Origin of the sequence: Allohoeflea poritis, assembly GCF_027889715.1 — a bacterium.
Lineage (GTDB): Bacteria > Pseudomonadota > Alphaproteobacteria > Rhizobiales > Rhizobiaceae > Hoeflea_A > Hoeflea_A poritis.
On sequence record NZ_JAPJZH010000014.1, the window covers coordinates 51,143 to 66,152 of the forward strand.

A 15,010-nucleotide genomic window follows, 5' to 3' on the forward strand; every position below is an offset into this window, starting at 1 on the left:
AGACATGGTCAACGGCAGTTTTGGATTTCCGGTCGCCAAGGACCGGACCCTGGCGCTGGGCGAGGTGCATGCCCGGCCCTATCCGCTGATCGATTCGCCGCGCGTGGTTCTGCAGCTTGCCTTCATGACCGATGGCGGCGCCTCGGTCGATAATGCCGTCCTCGCCGAGCTTGCCCGCGCGCGTGGCGTCGCCGCCCCGCAGGCCGACGCACGCCACTATGTGATGAACTGGGGTACCGGTTCTTTGCGCTGGGAGCGCCATACCGAGTTCTCCACCTATCTCTACGAGGGGCCGGTTCCCGCACGGTTCGGCGGCGAGATCGTCGACCATCCCTTTGGCGACGGTTTCAGCCCGCCCGGCAGCCTCATCTCCGGTGTGCGTCTCGAAGTGCGAAAATGGGCGGATGATGCGGAAGACATGGTCGCTACCTTTGACCCGGCCAGCCTGTGCTTCTCGGAGCTGGAGGATGGCGCGGCCGCCGCCGTCACCGACTTTCGCCAGGACAAGGACGGCCTGACCCGGATCCTTCTTTTGGACAAGGGGCTGTCTGCGGCCCGCACCGGCATGATTGCCCAGCGCCTGATCGAGATCGAGACCTACCGGACGCTCGCCATGCTCGGCTTGCCGCTGGCCAATTCCCTGTCGCCGCAGATGCGGCGCATCGAGGACGGGCTGACCGTGGTGACCCAGCGCATGCGCCAGGATGCCAAGTCCGAGAGCGATACGATGCTGGGCGACATCACGGCGCTTGCTGCCGAACTCGAGGCCGGCGCTGCCGCGAGCCTCTATCGCTTCGGCGCCAGCCGCGCCTATGACAGCATCGTGCAGGAACGCATTGCCTCGCTGAACGAAAAGGCCGTCGCCGGTTACGGCACCTGGGGCGGCTTCCTGCAGCGCCGCCTGGCGCCGGCCATGCGCACCTGCCGGTCCATCGAGGAGCGCCAGGCGAACCTGTCGCGCAAGCTCGCCCGCGCCACGGCGCTGCTCAGAAGCTGGGTCGACCTGCAACTGGAACAGCAGAACAGCGAATTGCTCCAGTCGATGAACCGCCGCGCCAAGCTGCAGCTGCGGTTGCAGCAGACCGTGGAGGGCCTTTCCGTCGCGGCCGTCTCCTATTACGTGGTCGGGCTTGTCGGCTATGTCGCCAAGGCAGCGCGGGATTCCGGCCTGCCGGTCAATCCGAGCCTTGCTACCGGCGTCTCCGTGCCCATCGTCGTCCTCGTCATCTGGCTGCTCGTGCGCCGCATCCGCAAACGCCACAAGGACGCGGACGCGCGGTAAGGCCGGTGCCGTGCAAATTGACCCGTTAGGAACGGAAAATCGGTCAAATCCGAGGTGAGGGCTGAATGATCAAACTCGACCATCTCACGGTCATCGCGCCATCGCTTGCCGAAGGGGTATCGCATATTCGCGATTGCCTCGGCCTTGATGTGCCGTTTGGAACCCGTCACGACTACATGGGAACCCACAATCACCGGCTTCAACTGGGCAGTTCCGTCTATCTGGAGATCGTAGCCCTTGATCCGGGCGGTGTTGCGCCCCCGCGGCCGCGCTGGTTTGGGCTGGACAATCAGGAAGCCGTCAGGGCTGACTGGGATGAAGGGCGTCGCTTTCGGGGCTGGGTCGCCAGCACCGTCGACATCAACGGAGCAAATGCCAACCACCGGGGCGCCTTCGGGGACAAGGTATCGCTGCCGTTCTCCGATCCGGAATTCGGGTTCTCCATCCCGCCGTACGGATCGCTGCCCATGGATGGCGCCTATCCATCGCTGATTGATCACCGCGGCAACCCGACCTTGATGGCCGAAATACCCGATCTGGGCGCACGGCTCCTGTCGATAACGCTCGAACACCCCGACCCTGCCGCTTTGCAGGCGGCGTATCGGGAACTGGCCGTCGATCGCCCGCCCATGATCGTGTCCGGCGAAAAGATACGCTACCGGGCGAAGATCGAGACGCCTGCCGGTTTGAAGGAACTCACCTAACCGATCGGATCGAAGGTGAGCTTTATTGCGGCGTTTCTGCAATTACGGCCTCGCGCCTTCCAAATTGGCCTGCCCGTATTTCCCGCTTTTGGCAGTTCAACAACATCGCGACTTGTCGCAAGGACATGCCTTGAGCGTTTTGTGCAAAGGGGCATGATTTGAACCAGCGATCAAACGAACACGGACAACCGATCGGCGGCAGCGTACCGGGCTGGACGCCGCGGGCGCGCCCCGGCCGCGAGACGATGCAGGGCCGTTTCTGCCGCGTGGAGGCTTTGAGCGCCGAGACCCATGCCGAATCGCTGTTCAGGGCGTATCAACTTGATCCCGACGGCGTGCTTTGGACCTATGTGCCCATGGGCCCCTTCGACGCGCTCGGCGATTTTCGGAACTGGATCGATGCCGCCAGCCGTGACGAAAGCCAGCCCTATTTCGCCATCGTCGATCAGGCGACCGGCGAGGCGAGGGGAATCGCCTGTTATCTTCGGCTTCAGCCCGAACATGGTGTCATCGAGGTGGGAGGCATCGTTTTCTCGCCACTCCTGCAGCGAAAGCCGGCGGCGACCGAGGCGATGTTCCTGATGATGCGCCACGTCATGGGAGAGCTCGGCTATCGCCGTTACGAATGGAAATGCGATGCGCTCAACGCACCGTCGAGACGCGCGGCCGAGCGGCTTGGTTTCACCTATGACGGTCTCTTCGAACAGGCAATCGTCTACAAGGGCCGCAATCGCGACACGGCCTGGTTCTCGATCATCGACAAGGACTGGCCGGCATTGGAGCGCGCCTACACGGCCTGGCTTGATCCAGCCAATTTTGACGAGACGGGGAAACAGCGCCGCGAGTTGGGTTCGTTGATCGCCGAATTCCGCGAGCGGTAGGGGCGCGGTCCGCTACTTCTCCCAATAGGGGCGGGGGCCGAACAGCTCGGACATGTAGTCGACGAAGACGCGCACCTTGGTGGGCAGAAAGCGCCGGCTGGCATAGACGGCGTAGACCGCCACATTGCGTGAGCCGCCATAGGCGGGCAGCACGCGCACGAGGCGGCCCTCCTTCAGCTCCCGCGAGATGTCCCAGGTCGAACGCAGGGCAATGCCGAGACCGGCAATGACGCATTCGCGGATCACCTCGCTGGAATTTGTCATCAGCGGCCCCGTCGGCCTGTAGACCAGCGCGCCGTCCGGTCCCTCCAGCTTCCACGGTTCGTTGTTGTGCGGCGCCAGGCATGTGTGCCGGTCGAGATCCTCGATGCTTTCCGGCATGCCGTGCGCGGCAATGTAGCCCGGTGTCGCGCACAGGATGCGCCGCACCGGCGCGAGCCGCCGCGCCACCAGGCTGGAATCCGAAAGCTCGGCGATGCGGATCGCCACGTCGAACCCGTCGGCGACGATATCGACGAAGCGGTCCGTCAGAGCCAGATTGACCGAAAGGTCCGGATTGGCGCGCATGAAGGCCTTCAGATGCGGCGCGATATGCATGCGGCCGAATGAGGTCGGCGCCGAAACCTTGAGCACGCCGCGCGCCTGCTGCGATCGCCGGGACACGAAGGCTTCCGCTTCCTCAATGCCTGCAAGCACCGCGACGATGCGCTCGTAGTAGCCTTGCCCGGCTTCGGTCAGCGAGATCTGCCGCGTCGTGCGCTGGATCAGCCTCGTGCCGATCCGGTCCTCCAGCCGCCGCAGCCGTTTCGAGACCACGGCCGGTGAAAGTCCGAGTTCGCGGCCGGCTGCCGAAAGACTGCCGGCGGAAACGACTTGCGCAAAGATCTCCAGATCGTCGAATTTGTTCATGATGTCGGTTTTCGCGTGGACGTTCGGGCGCCGATTTATGGACCCACTGGGCGATTTGCCGCAATCGAAAATGTCTCTTGCGCTTGACTGGTAAAAAAAATTGACCATTACTAATGCGGATACCGGGAGGATGCCATGACAACCCCGAAAATGCCGGAACCCGTTGGCGACGTCCTGAAGCGTCGTGCCGAGATAGTCGCCGATCTCCGCGATATCGTTCCGGGTGAAGGCGTGGTCGATACGACCAACGAAATGCGTGCCTTCGAGACCGATGGCCTGACGGCCTATCGCCAGCTTCCGCTGGTGGTGGTCCTGCCGCAGACGGTCAGGGAAGTCTCGAAAGTGCTCAAATACTGCCACGGCAACGGGATCCGCGTGGTGCCGCGCGGCTCGGGAACGTCGCTCTCCGGCGGTGCGCTGCCGCTGGAGGACGCCGTGCTTCTCGTCATGTCGCGCTTCAACCGGGTGCTCGATATCGACTACGGGAACCGCGTCGCCGTCGTCCAGCCGGGCGTCACCAATCTCGGCATCACCAATGCCGTCGCCGAACGCGGCTTTTACTATGCGCCCGACCCGTCCTCGCAGATCGCCTGTTCGATTGGCGGCAATGTCGCGGAGAACGCCGGCGGCGTGCATTGCCTGAAATACGGGCTGACCACCAACAATGTGCTCGGCATCGAGATGGTGCTGATCGATGGCGAGGTGATCCGCCTCGGCGGACGCCATCTCGACAGCCCCGGCTACGATATCCTTGGCCTGATGACCGGATCGGAAGGCCTGCTCGGCGTCGTCACCGAAGTGACCGTGCGCATTCTGCAAAAACCGGAGACCGCGCGCGCCATGCTGGTCGGCTTTCCCTCCAGCGAGGCGGCGGGCCAGTGCGTCGCCGACATCATCGGCGCCGGCATCATCCCCGGCGGTATCGAGATGATGGACCGGCTTGCCATCAGGGCGGCGGAAGATTTCGTCCATGCCGGCTATCCGCTCGATGTCGAGGCGCTGCTGATCGTCGAGCTGGACGGCCCGGAGGCCGAGGTCGATCACCTGATCGGCGAGGTCGAGCGCATCGCAGGCAACAACGGTGCGACCATGTCGCGCGTTTCGCAAAGCGAAGAGGAGCGCCAGACCTTCTGGGCCGGGCGCAAGGCGGCGTTTCCGGCCGTCGGGCGCATCTCGCCGGATTATTACTGCATGGACGGCACGATCCCGCGCAGGAAATTGCCGCAAGTGCTGTCCGGCATGCGGGAACTGTCCGAAAAACACGGGCTTACGGTCGCAAATGTCTTTCATGCCGGCGACGGCAACCTGCATCCGCTCATCCTCTACGATGCCAACAAGCCGGGCGAACTGGAACGTGCCGAGGAATTCGGCAACGACATTTTGCGCCTGTGTGTCGAGGTCGGCGGCGTGTTGACCGGCGAGCACGGCGTCGGCGTCGAAAAGCGCGACCTGATGCCGGCCATGTTCAACAAGCAGGATCTCGACCAGCAGATCCGGGTCAAGTGCGCGTTTGACAGCCAGCACCTGCTCAATCCCGGCAAGATGTTCCCCGAGCTGCACCGCTGCGCCGAGATGGGCCGCATGCACATCTCGCGCGGGCAGATGCCGTTCCCGGACATTCCCCGTTTCTGATGGCAGTGGCGATGACAAAGACAAGCCAGACATTCCGGCCCGACAATGAGGATCAGTTGCGCGACGCCGTTGCCTGGGCGGTCTCGGAGGAGACGTCCGTCGAAGTCCTCGGCCACGGATCCAAGCGCGCAATCGGCAACCCGTTCGAGGCGGCCAACCGGATCGATCTGTCCGGTCTTGCGGGTGTGACACTCTACGAGCCGGAAGAACTGGTGCTGACCGCGCGGGCCGGCACCGCGCTGGACGAGATCGAGGCGCTGCTTGCCGAAAACGGTCAGGAACTGCAGTTCGAGCCCATGGACTACCGGCCGCTGCTTTCCGGTACGGATTGCGGACGCGGCACAATCGGGGCGGTGCTTGCCACCAATCTGTCCGGACCGCGCCGCCTGAAAGCGGGCGCGGCGCGCGATCATGTGCTCGGCATCCGGGCTGTCACCGGAAGGGGTGAGATCATCAAATCGGGCGGCCGTGTGGTCAAGAACGTCACCGGCTATGATCTGTCGCGCGGCCTGTCCGGGTCGTGGGGCACGCTCGCAATCTTCTCCGAGGTGACCTTCAAGGTTCTGCCGCGGGCCGAAACCGAAACGACGCTCGTCGTCAGCGGGCTCAACGACGCCGATGCCGCTCACGTCATGGCCATGGCCATGGGTTCGAGCGCGGAAGTCGCTTCGGCGGCCCATTTGCCGGAAAGCGTGCGCGGGCGGTTCATCGATGGTTCGCTGCCGGCAGGGCCGGCAACCGTTTTGCGGCTGGAGGGTGTTGCACAGTCGGTCGACTATCGCGCCGGCAATCTCACGCGCATGTTCGAGGCGCACAGCCCGGTGAGCACGCTCGATGCGGATATGTCGCGGGCGCTGTGGCGCGAGATCCGCGACGTGAAACCGTTCTGTGACGGAACCGAGCGCGCCGTCTGGCGCGTCTCCGTTGCGCCCGGCGCCGGACACCAGCTTGTCGCGGGCTTGCGCCTGCGTGCCGGTGTCGATGCCTATTACGACTGGCAGGGCGGATTGTTGTGGCTGCGCATGGAAGCCGATCCGGAGGTCGATCTTGTCCGCAAGGGCATCAGGGCGCTTGGCGGCGGTCACGCCACCCTGGTGCGCGCCAGCGACGCCATGCGCCGCGAAATTCCGGTCTTCGAGCCGGCTGACCCGGCGCTCGCGGCGCTGAGCCGCCGCCTCAAGGAGCAGTTCGATCCACAGTTCATCTTCAACCCCGGTCGCCTCGCCGCGGACCTGTGATAGGGTGCTTTCGCAACGCACAACCGCAGGAGGTTTATCCATGAGCGACCAACAGCCGAACGATCTGCAAACCGAGGCGCAGAGCTGGATCGAGCCGGGCCAGAAGAACGTGCAGCTTGTCTATATCCTCTATCTTGTCAGCCTGATCACGGCCTTCCTGCCGCTCGTCGTCGGCATGGTGATGGCCTATATGAATCGCGGCAATTCGGAAGACTGGATCGACAGTCACTACACCTATGCGATCCGCACATTCTGGATGGGCCTGCTCTATTCGTTCATCTGTTTCGTGACCGCTTTTGTCTTCATCGGTTTCCTGCTGGCGCTCGCCGTGCTCGTCTGGTTCGTGATCCGCTGCCTCAAGGGCCTGCAGGCTGCCGGCCGCAAGGAACCGGTCCGGAACGTGGAATCCTGGTTCATCTGATCAAACACAAGGGACGCATTGCATGCAGACGAATTTCTCGGCCGAACAGCTTGCCGACAGCGGCGTTGCGGAAGCCGAAAAGATTTTGCGCAAATGCGTCCATTGCGGTTTCTGCACCGCGACCTGCCCGACCTATGTGACGCTCGGCAACGAGCTCGACAGCCCGCGCGGCCGCATCTACCTCATCAAGGACATGCTGGAAAACGACCGCCCGGCGGATGCCGAGACCGTCAAGCACATCGACCGTTGCCTGTCATGCCTTGCCTGCATGACGACATGTCCATCCGGCGTGCACTACATGCACCTTGTCGATCACGCCCGCGCCCATATCGAAAAGACCTACAAGCGGCCGTTCTTCAACCGGCTGAACCGCTGGCTTCTGGCGCTGGTTCTGCCCTATCCGGCGCGGTTTCGGGCGTCGGTCACTCTGGCGCGTCTGGTGCGCCCGCTGGCGCCGGTCTTCAAGGTGCTGCCCGGTTTGAAGCCAATGGGCGCCATGCTCGAACTCGCGCCGAAAAAGCTCGCGCCGTCATCCGCTCGGACCGCCTTTGGCAGCCATCCGCCGGACGGTGAGAGGAAAGGGCGCGTGGCCATTCTCGGCGGTTGCGCGCAGCCGGTGCTGGAGCCGCAAACCAACGCGGCGGCGACCAGGCTTCTCAACCGGCTCGGCATCGAGGTGGTTGCACCGGCGGGCGAGGGCTGTTGCGGCTCGCTCGTCCACCATATGGGCCGCGAGGGGCAGGCGCTGGACGCCGCACGCCGCAATGTCGATATATGGACGCGGGAGATCGACAATGGCGGTCTCGACGCCATCATCATCACTGCTTCCGGCTGCGGTACGACCATCAAGGATTACGGCTACATGCTGCGCGATGATCCAGCCTACGCGCAAAAGGCGGCAAAGGTGTCGGAACTCGCCAGGGACATAACCGAATATCTCGCGATGCTGGAGCTTCCCGAGCCGGTGCGGAAGCCGGCCCTCAAGGTCGCCTATCATTCGGCTTGTTCCATGCAGCACGGCCAGAAGATCACGCGCCAGCCGAAGGACCTGTTGCGCGGGGCCGGGTTCGAAGTATTGGAGCCGGCCGAGGGACACCTGTGCTGCGGTTCGGCCGGCACCTACAACATCATGCAGTCCGACATCGCAACGCAGCTGCGCGACCGCAAGGTGCGCAATATCGAGGCGACTGGCGCCGAGCTGGTGGCGACAGGCAATGTCGGTTGCATTACCCAGATAAGCCAGGGCAGCCGTCTGCCCGTGGTCCACACGGTCAAGTTGCTCGACTGGGCCCATGGCGGCCCGAAGCCGGAAGAGCTAAGCGGCTGACAAACCGCGCACCCGGTCGGCGATTTTTGCCATTATCGCTTCATCCGCCGCGCTGCGGCGATCGGACTTCGCCCGCACCAGGCAGGCTTCCGATTTCAGGATCACGCCGTCCGACAGGATTTTCAGATGATTGGCCTTCAGGGTCGAACCGGTCGAGGTGATGTCGACGATGATGTCGGCCTGGCCGGAGGCCGGAGCGCCCTCGGTCGCGCCGAGGCTTTCGACGATCCGGTAAACCTGGATACCGTGCTGGGCCGAAAAGAACTGCTGCGTCAGGCGCCAGTATTTGGTGGCGATCCTCAGGCGCCTTCCGTGACGGGACCGGAAATGCGAGGCGACATCGCCGAGATCGGCCATGGTGTCGACATCGAGCCAGACTTCGGGAACGGCGACAACGACGTCGGCATTGCCGAATCCGAGGCGCGCGCAGATCTCCACCTTCTCGTCTGCGGCGCTCAAGTCCTCACGCACCAGGTCCTCGCCGGTTATGCCGAGGTCGACGCCGCCATTGCCGAGTTCGCGGGCGATTTCCGATGCCGAAAGATAGGCCACCTCCACATCGGGCATGTCGGCGATGATGCCCCGATAGGAGCGGTCGTTTCCGACCGGCGCGATGGTGAGCCCGGCGCGCGCGAACACGTCGGTGGCGTCGTCCTTCATGCGGCCCTTCGAGGGAACGGCGATGGTCACGCTCATTGTGCCGCATCTCCTTCTGACCGGGCGCGCACCAGCGCGATCCGGTCGAGCCACAGCGAAAAGCCGACGGCGGGAATGGCGGTCTTGGCGCCGAGCAGCGTCAGCAGCCGGTCGAAACGACCGCCGCCGGCAAGAACCGCGCCTTGCGCCGATATCTCGAAAACAAGGCCGGTATAGTAGTCGAGCGGCCGGCCGAAGGCGGCCCGGTAACGCGCCGAGCCCGTATCGAAGCCGGTGCCGTCGAGGGCGGCCACGCGTTCGCCAAATCCGTCAAGCGCCGCGCCGATGTCGAGGCCCGCTATGCGCGCAAAGGCGGCGAGCGCGTCCGGCGCATCGGCGAGCGGCGCGTTCAGCGCCAGGAAGGTTTTCAGCACGTCCAGCGCCTTGGCGTCGAGATGGGCGCTGGAAAAGCGCGCCTTCTGGATCAGCCGGTCGGCGATCTCCGCCGGTGTCCGGCTGGCATTTGAGAGATAGCCCGTCGCATCCATGCGTCTGTCGATCAGGCTCGCGAGGCCCGTTTCGTCACCTGCGTTCAACAGGGCGGCGGCTTCGTTGTCCAGCCCCGGCACGTCGCCGGGCGGTTGCGACAGACCGGCCAGCAGCGCATCGAGCTGATCCTGATCGCCGAAGGCGCGGATCAGCCGCGTCTGCCAGCCATCCGGCAGACCGAGCGCCGCGACAACGGCTTCGAACACCGCCTGATCGCCGAGCGTCGTTTGAAGCTCTGCATCCGGCAAAAGCATCGACAGCGTATCGCCCGCATCCCTGATGGCCGCGGCATCGGCGGCGGCGATATCGGCATTGCCGAGATCTTCGATCCCGGCCTGGAAAAACTCGTTTCCGCCGTCGCGGCGCTGGCGAAACACCTGGCCCAGATAGGCGTAGCGCTGCGGCGTTCCCGATGCCAGTTCGATATGGCGCAGGCATACCGGAATGGTGAATTCCGGCCGCAGGCAAAGGCTCTGCCCGGTCTCGCTCTCGGTCAGGAAAATACGCCGCCTGAGATCCTCACCCGCCATGTCGAGAAACGGATCGGCCGGCTGGATCACCGGAATATCGACCGTCTGGGTGCTGCGCCCGGCAAACAGCGACAGGATGTCGTCCGCAAAGACGGGCAGCTTCAGTGTCATTGGCCCTGCTCGCGGTCCTGTGCTTGTGCGGCGAGGATTTTCTCCACCTCCGCGACGAGGTCGGCTTCCGGCACGGAGACCTGCGCCGGCCGCGCGGCGCGCCAGGCGGCATTGTCCTCGATCTCGCCGGAGAGCCGCTTGCCCTCGATCAGATCCTTGATCTGGACAGTGCCGTCCGCGCGCTCCTGCGAACCCTGGATGATCGCAATCGGGCTGCCGCGCCGGTCGGCATATTGCAGCTGCTTGCCGAAATTCTTCGGATTGCCCTGGAACATCTCAGTGCGAATACCGGCGGCGCGGAGCTGGCCCACAAACCGCTGATAGTGGCCCATGCTGTCCATGTCGCGGTCCATGACACACACGACCACGGGGGGCTGTGCCGGATCGTCGCCGAGCTTGCCGAGATTCTTCAGCGCCGTCATCAGGCGCGACACGCCGATCGAAAAACCGGTTGCCGGCACGGGCTGCCCCATAAAGCGCGAGACCAGCCCGTCATAGCGACCGCCGCCAGCCACGGAACCGAACTGCACGGTCTGGCCCTTCTCATTGGTGACGTCGAACAGGAGCTCGGCCTCATAGACGGGACCGGTGTAATATTCGAGGCCCCGCACGACCGAAGGATCGATCTTCACGCGTCCATCATCGTAGCCGGCGGCAGCGACCAGGCTGGCGATCTGCCCGAGTTCGGCAATACCCTCGGCGCCGCGTGCGCTGTCTTCGCCGACAACGCGCTCCAGATTGGATATCGTCTGCGCGCCATCGGCGCCGGCAGCCTCGACGAAAGCGATCACGCGCGCGATGGCCGGTTCGTCCAGACCCGCGCCCTTCGTAAAGTCGCCGCTTTCATCCTTGCGGCCTTCGCCGAGCAGCAGCCGCACGCCTTGCGGGCCGAACTTGTCCAGCTTGTCGATGGCGCGCAGCACCGTCAGGCGCGTTTCGGCGTGGTCGTCGCCGCCGATGCCGATCGCCTCCATGACGCCGTCGAGGACCTTGCGGTTGTTGACCCGGATGACGTAGTCGCCGCGGTCGATGCCGAGCGTCCCCATCGTGTCGGCCATCATCATGCACATCTCGGCATCGGCCTGAACGCCCGCCGCGCCGGCCGTGTCGGCATCGAACTGCATGAACTGGCGGAACCGGCCCGGGCCCGGCTTCTCGTTGCGGAACACCCAGCCGGCGCGGTAGGTGCGGTAGGGCAGCTGGATATCGTTGAAATTCTCGGCAATGTGGCGCGCCAGCGGCGCGGTAAGATCGTAGCGCAGGCTCATCCACTGATCGTCATCATCGGTCAGCGAGAACACGCCCTCATTGGGGCGGTCGCTGTCCGGCAGGAACTTGCCCAGCGCGTCGGTATATTCGAATAGCGGCGTTTCCACCGGATCGAAGCCGTAAAGCTCGAAGACCTTTCGGATACTGCCGATCATCGCCTCGGTGGCGCGGATATCGGCAGCCGAACGGTCGATGAAGCCGCGCGGCAGGCGCGCTTTCAGCTTTTGCGGTTTTTTCTTCTTTTCGCCCATGTCGAAGGGTCCGGCGGTAATGTGCTTTTTCTGCTCGGTGAAGCGTTTGCATCAAGCGCGGCTTTCCTAGCCGATTGCATGCACCGCAGCAAGTTTGATTGTCACTGGGCTTGAGCCTTCGGTTGCGGGCGTTTGAAGGCGCGCCGCGCCGCCTCGACCTCCTCGCGCACATGGCAGCCCTCGATGTGGTCATTGACGAGGCCCATCGCCTGCATGAAGGCGTAAACCGTCGTCGGCCCGACGAAGCTCCAGCCGCGCTTCTTCAGATCGTTGGAGAGCGCGGTGGACGTCGCCGTCTTGCCCAGTGTCATCAGCGTCGCGTGGTCGAGCCGGGCAGGGCGGTCTTCCGGCCCCGGCTCATAGGACCAGAAATAGGCGGCGAGCGATCCGAATTCATCGCGCAGCTCCAATGCCCGCTTGGCGTTGTTGATGGTCGAGACAATCTTGCCGCGGTGGCGGATGATACCGGCGTCGCCGACCAGCCGATCGATGTCGGCCTCGTTGAAACGGGCCACCTGTTCGAAGTCGAAACCGGCGAAGGCGGCGCGGAAATTCTCGCGCTTGCGCAGGATCGTCAGCCATGAAAGGCCCGACTGGAAGCCTTCAAGGCAGATCTTCTCGAACAGCCTCTTGTCGTCATCGACGGGCCATCCCCACTCATTGTCGTGATAGTGCAGATAGTCGTCCTTGTTGCCGTACCAGAAACAGCGAAGCTTGCCGTCCTCGCCTTCGATCAATCCGGAATTTGCCATGGCATTTCCTCAAAATTCGGTCGTTAACGCTTCATCCATTTCCTTTAAGGCTCCGTTAACCGGCTTTATCAACCCGCCGATAACCTTGCCCAAAGCTTTCCCGCACGAATCGCATTTTATCGGATTTGATTCACGTTTGAGTCTCCAAAAGCCGCCAGTGTCGTGGCCACAACAGTGAATTTGCCGGCGCGTTTTCTTCCGGGAACGCGGGCGGTGGAACTTTGTCTGACGAAAGGTAGAGAGTCCGTCCGATGAACATCAAAACTCTAATTGTTTCGGCGCTTTGCATCGGTGCCCTGACCTTCGGCGCCAGCGCTCAGGACCGTTACGGCCAGCGCCCGCCGGTTGTCCTCAGCCCCGATCTGACCGCGCCATGGGTTACCCAGTTGCGGCAGAAGGGCACGGCCCATGGCGCCGGCACCGTGGTGCGCAAGCGCCGTGCGATCAGCCGGCAGACGGTGAACCGGCGGCACAATACGCGCGTCGCCTCGGTTCGTTCGTCCCGCGCCAAGCAGACGCCCCAGATGAACCCCGTCTATCTGCCGCAGCTGGTCGACTATGCGACCAGCCAGAAGCCGGGCACGATCGTCATCGACACGCCCAACCGTTTCCTCTACCTGGTGCTCGGCAACGGCAAGGCGCGTCGCTATGGCGTCGGCGTCGGCAAGCCGGGCTTCGAATGGGCCGGCACCCACCGCGTCACCCGCAAGGCGGAATGGCCGGACTGGCGCCCGCCTGCACAGATGATCGAGCGCGAAAAGAAGAAGGGCCGTATCCTGCCGACCTTCATGCCGGGCGGCCCTGCCAACCCCATGGGCGCGAGGGCGCTCTATCTAGGCTCGACCCTTTACCGTATCCACGGCACCAACCAGCCCTGGACCATCGGCGCTGCAGTATCCTCGGGTTGCATCCGTATGCGCAATGAGGATGTCGTCGACCTTTATGAACGGGTTGGCAACGGCACCAAGGTCATTGTGATCTAGGGCTGCTCCGGCTCAAACCAGGGATGCATCAAATGCGGGGGATCGGAAGTAATATTCCGGTCCCCTTAAATATTCAGTGGTAGATTTTCGCAACAGCCGCCGCCCGATCGCGATCACTTTCTCATTATTTTCAGTCTCAATTCTTGAAAGCCGGCGTATCAATGGTACGCTGGCGGCAACAAACAGAAGGGGGAGAATGACAGTGAGGAAATACGTATCTCCGTTGCTCGTTGTCACGCTGGTCGTCATATCGGTCGCAGCGACGGGCGTTGCGAACGCGTTCATGCGCGACGAAGCGCTGGCCCGCCAGGACACCGGTACCGATGTCATCCAGGTATCGACCAAACGGCCCAAGCAGCAGTTTCTTCGCAAGAAAGTCCGGCTTGATACGAAAGAACGTCCGGGCACGATCATCATCGATACGAGCCGCAAGTTTCTCTACTTCGTAGAGGGCAATGGCCGTGCGACGCGCTACGGCGTCGGCGTCGGGCGCGAAGGTTTCGGCTGGGCGGGAACGGTCAAGGTCGGGCGCAAGGCCGAATGGCCGGACTGGCGCCCGCCGGCCCAGATGATCGCCCGCGAGCGTAAAAAGGGCCGCATCATTCCGACCTACATGAAGGGCGGCATCAACAACCCGCTAGGCGCGCGTGCCCTTTACCTCCACCGGGGTGGACGCGACACCATCTACCGCATCCATGGCACCAACCAGCCCTGGACGATCGGGCAGAACATGTCGTCCGGCTGTATCCGCATGATGAACAGCGACGTGAAGCACCTTTATCGGCGCACGCCCGTCGGCGCGAAAGTCATCGTCATCGGCCCGAACGGCCGCGGCGCTTCCCGCTACTACACGGAACGCGGGGTCGACATTCTGGCGACCATATTCCGCAACTGACGAGGCTTCGAGATTAAAAAAGGCCGCGGATGGTCGAGCCATCCGCGGCCTTTTCGTTGCGCTTTGTTCGTTCGGTCAGCCGGCGCGGCGCGCGTCGACCGAGATGCTGCCCGGGCCGGTTGCCGCCAGTATCAGGAAGCCGCCCGCGATCGTCAGGTTCTTCATGAACATGATCGACTCGATCTGATCGCCGAAATCGAAATGCGCCATCACACCGGAGGCAAGACAAAACAGTGCCAGCAGATAGGCGGCCGGCGCAGTCATGAAGCCGACCAGGATTGCTATGCCAGCCACCAGTTCGAATATGCCGACCAGCCACGCCATCAGGCCGGCCATCGGCAATCCGAGGGCCCCAAAATAGGCAGCAGTTCCCGCCGCGTCGCCCAGCTTGGTCAGCCCCGCCATGATGAACATTATGGACAGCAAAATCCGCCCGATGAGAATGATTGTCGAATTTGACATGATTCTCCCCCTTTCTGTGGCCGGAAATATAGATCGCTGCATTGCCGTGGATAGCTGAACAATCTGCAACAGATTGTTCATTAATTGATGACTATGCAGAGGTGCGCCGCCTGTCGTTAAACTCCGCATACGGAGAATCTTTCGAATCCAGAGACATCAACAAACACGGGATACCCTT

Annotated in this window: 15 protein-coding genes; 9 read left to right on the forward strand and 6 right to left on the reverse strand. The window is 63.2% G+C overall.

What is annotated here, in order from left to right:
* Nucleotides 1–4: 4 nt before the first annotated feature.
* The 3 genes from OOZ53_RS19765 to OOZ53_RS19775 all read left to right on the forward strand — a co-directional run bounded on the left by OOZ53_RS19765 (nucleotide 5) and on the right by OOZ53_RS19775 (nucleotide 2,867).
* Nucleotides 5–1,282, forward strand: a complete 1,278-nt coding sequence (locus OOZ53_RS19765; protein ID WP_271091450.1) for a DUF3422 family protein — start codon at nucleotides 5–7, stop codon at nucleotides 1,280–1,282.
* 65 nt (nucleotides 1,283–1,347) lie between these two features.
* Entirely contained in the window at nucleotides 1,348–1,986 is a 639-nt protein-coding gene (locus tag OOZ53_RS19770) for a VOC family protein (protein WP_271091451.1), read from the forward strand.
* Between the two features lie 158 nt (nucleotides 1,987–2,144).
* Nucleotides 2,145–2,867, forward strand: a complete 723-nt coding sequence (locus OOZ53_RS19775) for a GNAT family N-acetyltransferase (RefSeq protein WP_271091452.1) — start codon at nucleotides 2,145–2,147, stop codon at nucleotides 2,865–2,867.
* A 12-nt stretch (nucleotides 2,868–2,879) separates the two neighbouring features.
* Here OOZ53_RS19775 and OOZ53_RS19780 read toward each other — a convergent pair whose 3' ends face one another.
* A complete protein-coding gene (locus OOZ53_RS19780; protein WP_271091453.1) occupies nucleotides 2,880–3,776 on the reverse strand; it encodes a LysR family transcriptional regulator in 897 nt (298 codons plus the stop codon).
* A 135-nt stretch (nucleotides 3,777–3,911) separates the two neighbouring features.
* On the opposite strand from OOZ53_RS19780, the gene OOZ53_RS19785 reads away from it, so the two are divergent.
* Genes OOZ53_RS19785 through glcF form a run of 4 tightly spaced genes read left to right on the forward strand, consistent with a single transcriptional unit; the run spans nucleotide 3,912 to nucleotide 8,394 of the window.
* Nucleotides 3,912–5,408 carry an FAD-linked oxidase C-terminal domain-containing protein gene (locus tag OOZ53_RS19785; RefSeq protein WP_271091454.1) on the forward strand — a complete coding sequence of 499 codons (1,497 nt, stop codon included), beginning with the start codon at nucleotides 3,912–3,914 and terminating at the stop codon, nucleotides 5,406–5,408.
* Between the two features lie 11 nt (nucleotides 5,409–5,419).
* A complete protein-coding gene (glcE, locus tag OOZ53_RS19790) occupies nucleotides 5,420–6,646 on the forward strand; it encodes a glycolate oxidase subunit GlcE (protein WP_271091455.1) in 1,227 nt (408 codons plus the stop codon).
* A gap of 40 nt (nucleotides 6,647–6,686) precedes the next feature.
* Nucleotides 6,687–7,067, forward strand: a complete 381-nt coding sequence (locus OOZ53_RS19795; RefSeq protein WP_271091456.1) for a DUF4870 family protein — start codon at nucleotides 6,687–6,689, stop codon at nucleotides 7,065–7,067.
* Nucleotides 7,068–7,089: 22 nt separating this feature from the next.
* Nucleotides 7,090–8,394, forward strand: a complete 1,305-nt coding sequence (glcF, locus tag OOZ53_RS19800) for a glycolate oxidase subunit GlcF (RefSeq protein ID WP_271091457.1) — start codon at nucleotides 7,090–7,092, stop codon at nucleotides 8,392–8,394.
* Here glcF and hisG read toward each other — a convergent pair.
* The 4 genes from hisG to OOZ53_RS19820 all read right to left on the reverse strand — a co-directional run bounded on the left by hisG (nucleotide 8,383) and on the right by OOZ53_RS19820 (nucleotide 12,492).
* Nucleotides 8,383–9,090 (reverse strand): ATP phosphoribosyltransferase, encoded by a 708-nt coding sequence (gene hisG, locus OOZ53_RS19805; protein WP_271091458.1) that lies wholly within the window; start codon nucleotides 9,088–9,090, stop codon nucleotides 8,383–8,385. The two genes, glcF and hisG, sit on opposite strands and share 12 nt — an antisense overlap.
* On the reverse strand, nucleotides 9,087–10,220 hold the full coding sequence (locus OOZ53_RS19810) for an ATP phosphoribosyltransferase regulatory subunit (protein WP_271091459.1): 1,134 nt from the start codon (nucleotides 10,218–10,220) through the stop codon (nucleotides 9,087–9,089). The genes hisG and OOZ53_RS19810 overlap by 4 nt, the downstream gene beginning before the upstream one ends.
* On the reverse strand, nucleotides 10,217–11,740 hold the full coding sequence (gene hisS, locus OOZ53_RS19815; RefSeq protein ID WP_271091460.1) for a histidine--tRNA ligase: 1,524 nt from the start codon (nucleotides 11,738–11,740) through the stop codon (nucleotides 10,217–10,219). Before hisS ends, OOZ53_RS19810 begins: the two co-directional genes overlap by 4 nt.
* A 101-nt stretch (nucleotides 11,741–11,841) precedes the next feature.
* Nucleotides 11,842–12,492 (reverse strand): DNA-3-methyladenine glycosylase I, encoded by a 651-nt coding sequence (locus OOZ53_RS19820; RefSeq protein ID WP_271091461.1) that lies wholly within the window; start codon nucleotides 12,490–12,492, stop codon nucleotides 11,842–11,844.
* A gap of 251 nt (nucleotides 12,493–12,743) precedes the next feature.
* On the opposite strand from OOZ53_RS19820, the gene OOZ53_RS19825 reads away from it, so the two are divergent.
* Both OOZ53_RS19825 and OOZ53_RS19830 read left to right on the forward strand, forming a co-directional pair.
* Nucleotides 12,744–13,475 carry a L,D-transpeptidase gene (locus tag OOZ53_RS19825; RefSeq protein ID WP_271091462.1) on the forward strand — a complete coding sequence of 244 codons (732 nt, stop codon included), beginning with the start codon at nucleotides 12,744–12,746 and terminating at the stop codon, nucleotides 13,473–13,475.
* A 202-nt stretch (nucleotides 13,476–13,677) separates the two neighbouring features.
* Nucleotides 13,678–14,370, forward strand: a complete 693-nt coding sequence (locus OOZ53_RS19830) for a L,D-transpeptidase (RefSeq protein ID WP_425499195.1) — start codon at nucleotides 13,678–13,680, stop codon at nucleotides 14,368–14,370.
* 75 nt (nucleotides 14,371–14,445) lie between these two features.
* On the opposite strand, the gene OOZ53_RS19835 is transcribed toward OOZ53_RS19830, so the two are convergent.
* Nucleotides 14,446–14,832 carry a DoxX family protein gene (locus OOZ53_RS19835; RefSeq protein WP_271091463.1) on the reverse strand — a complete coding sequence of 129 codons (387 nt, stop codon included), beginning with the start codon at nucleotides 14,830–14,832 and terminating at the stop codon, nucleotides 14,446–14,448.
* Nucleotides 14,833–15,010 lie beyond the last annotated feature (178 nt).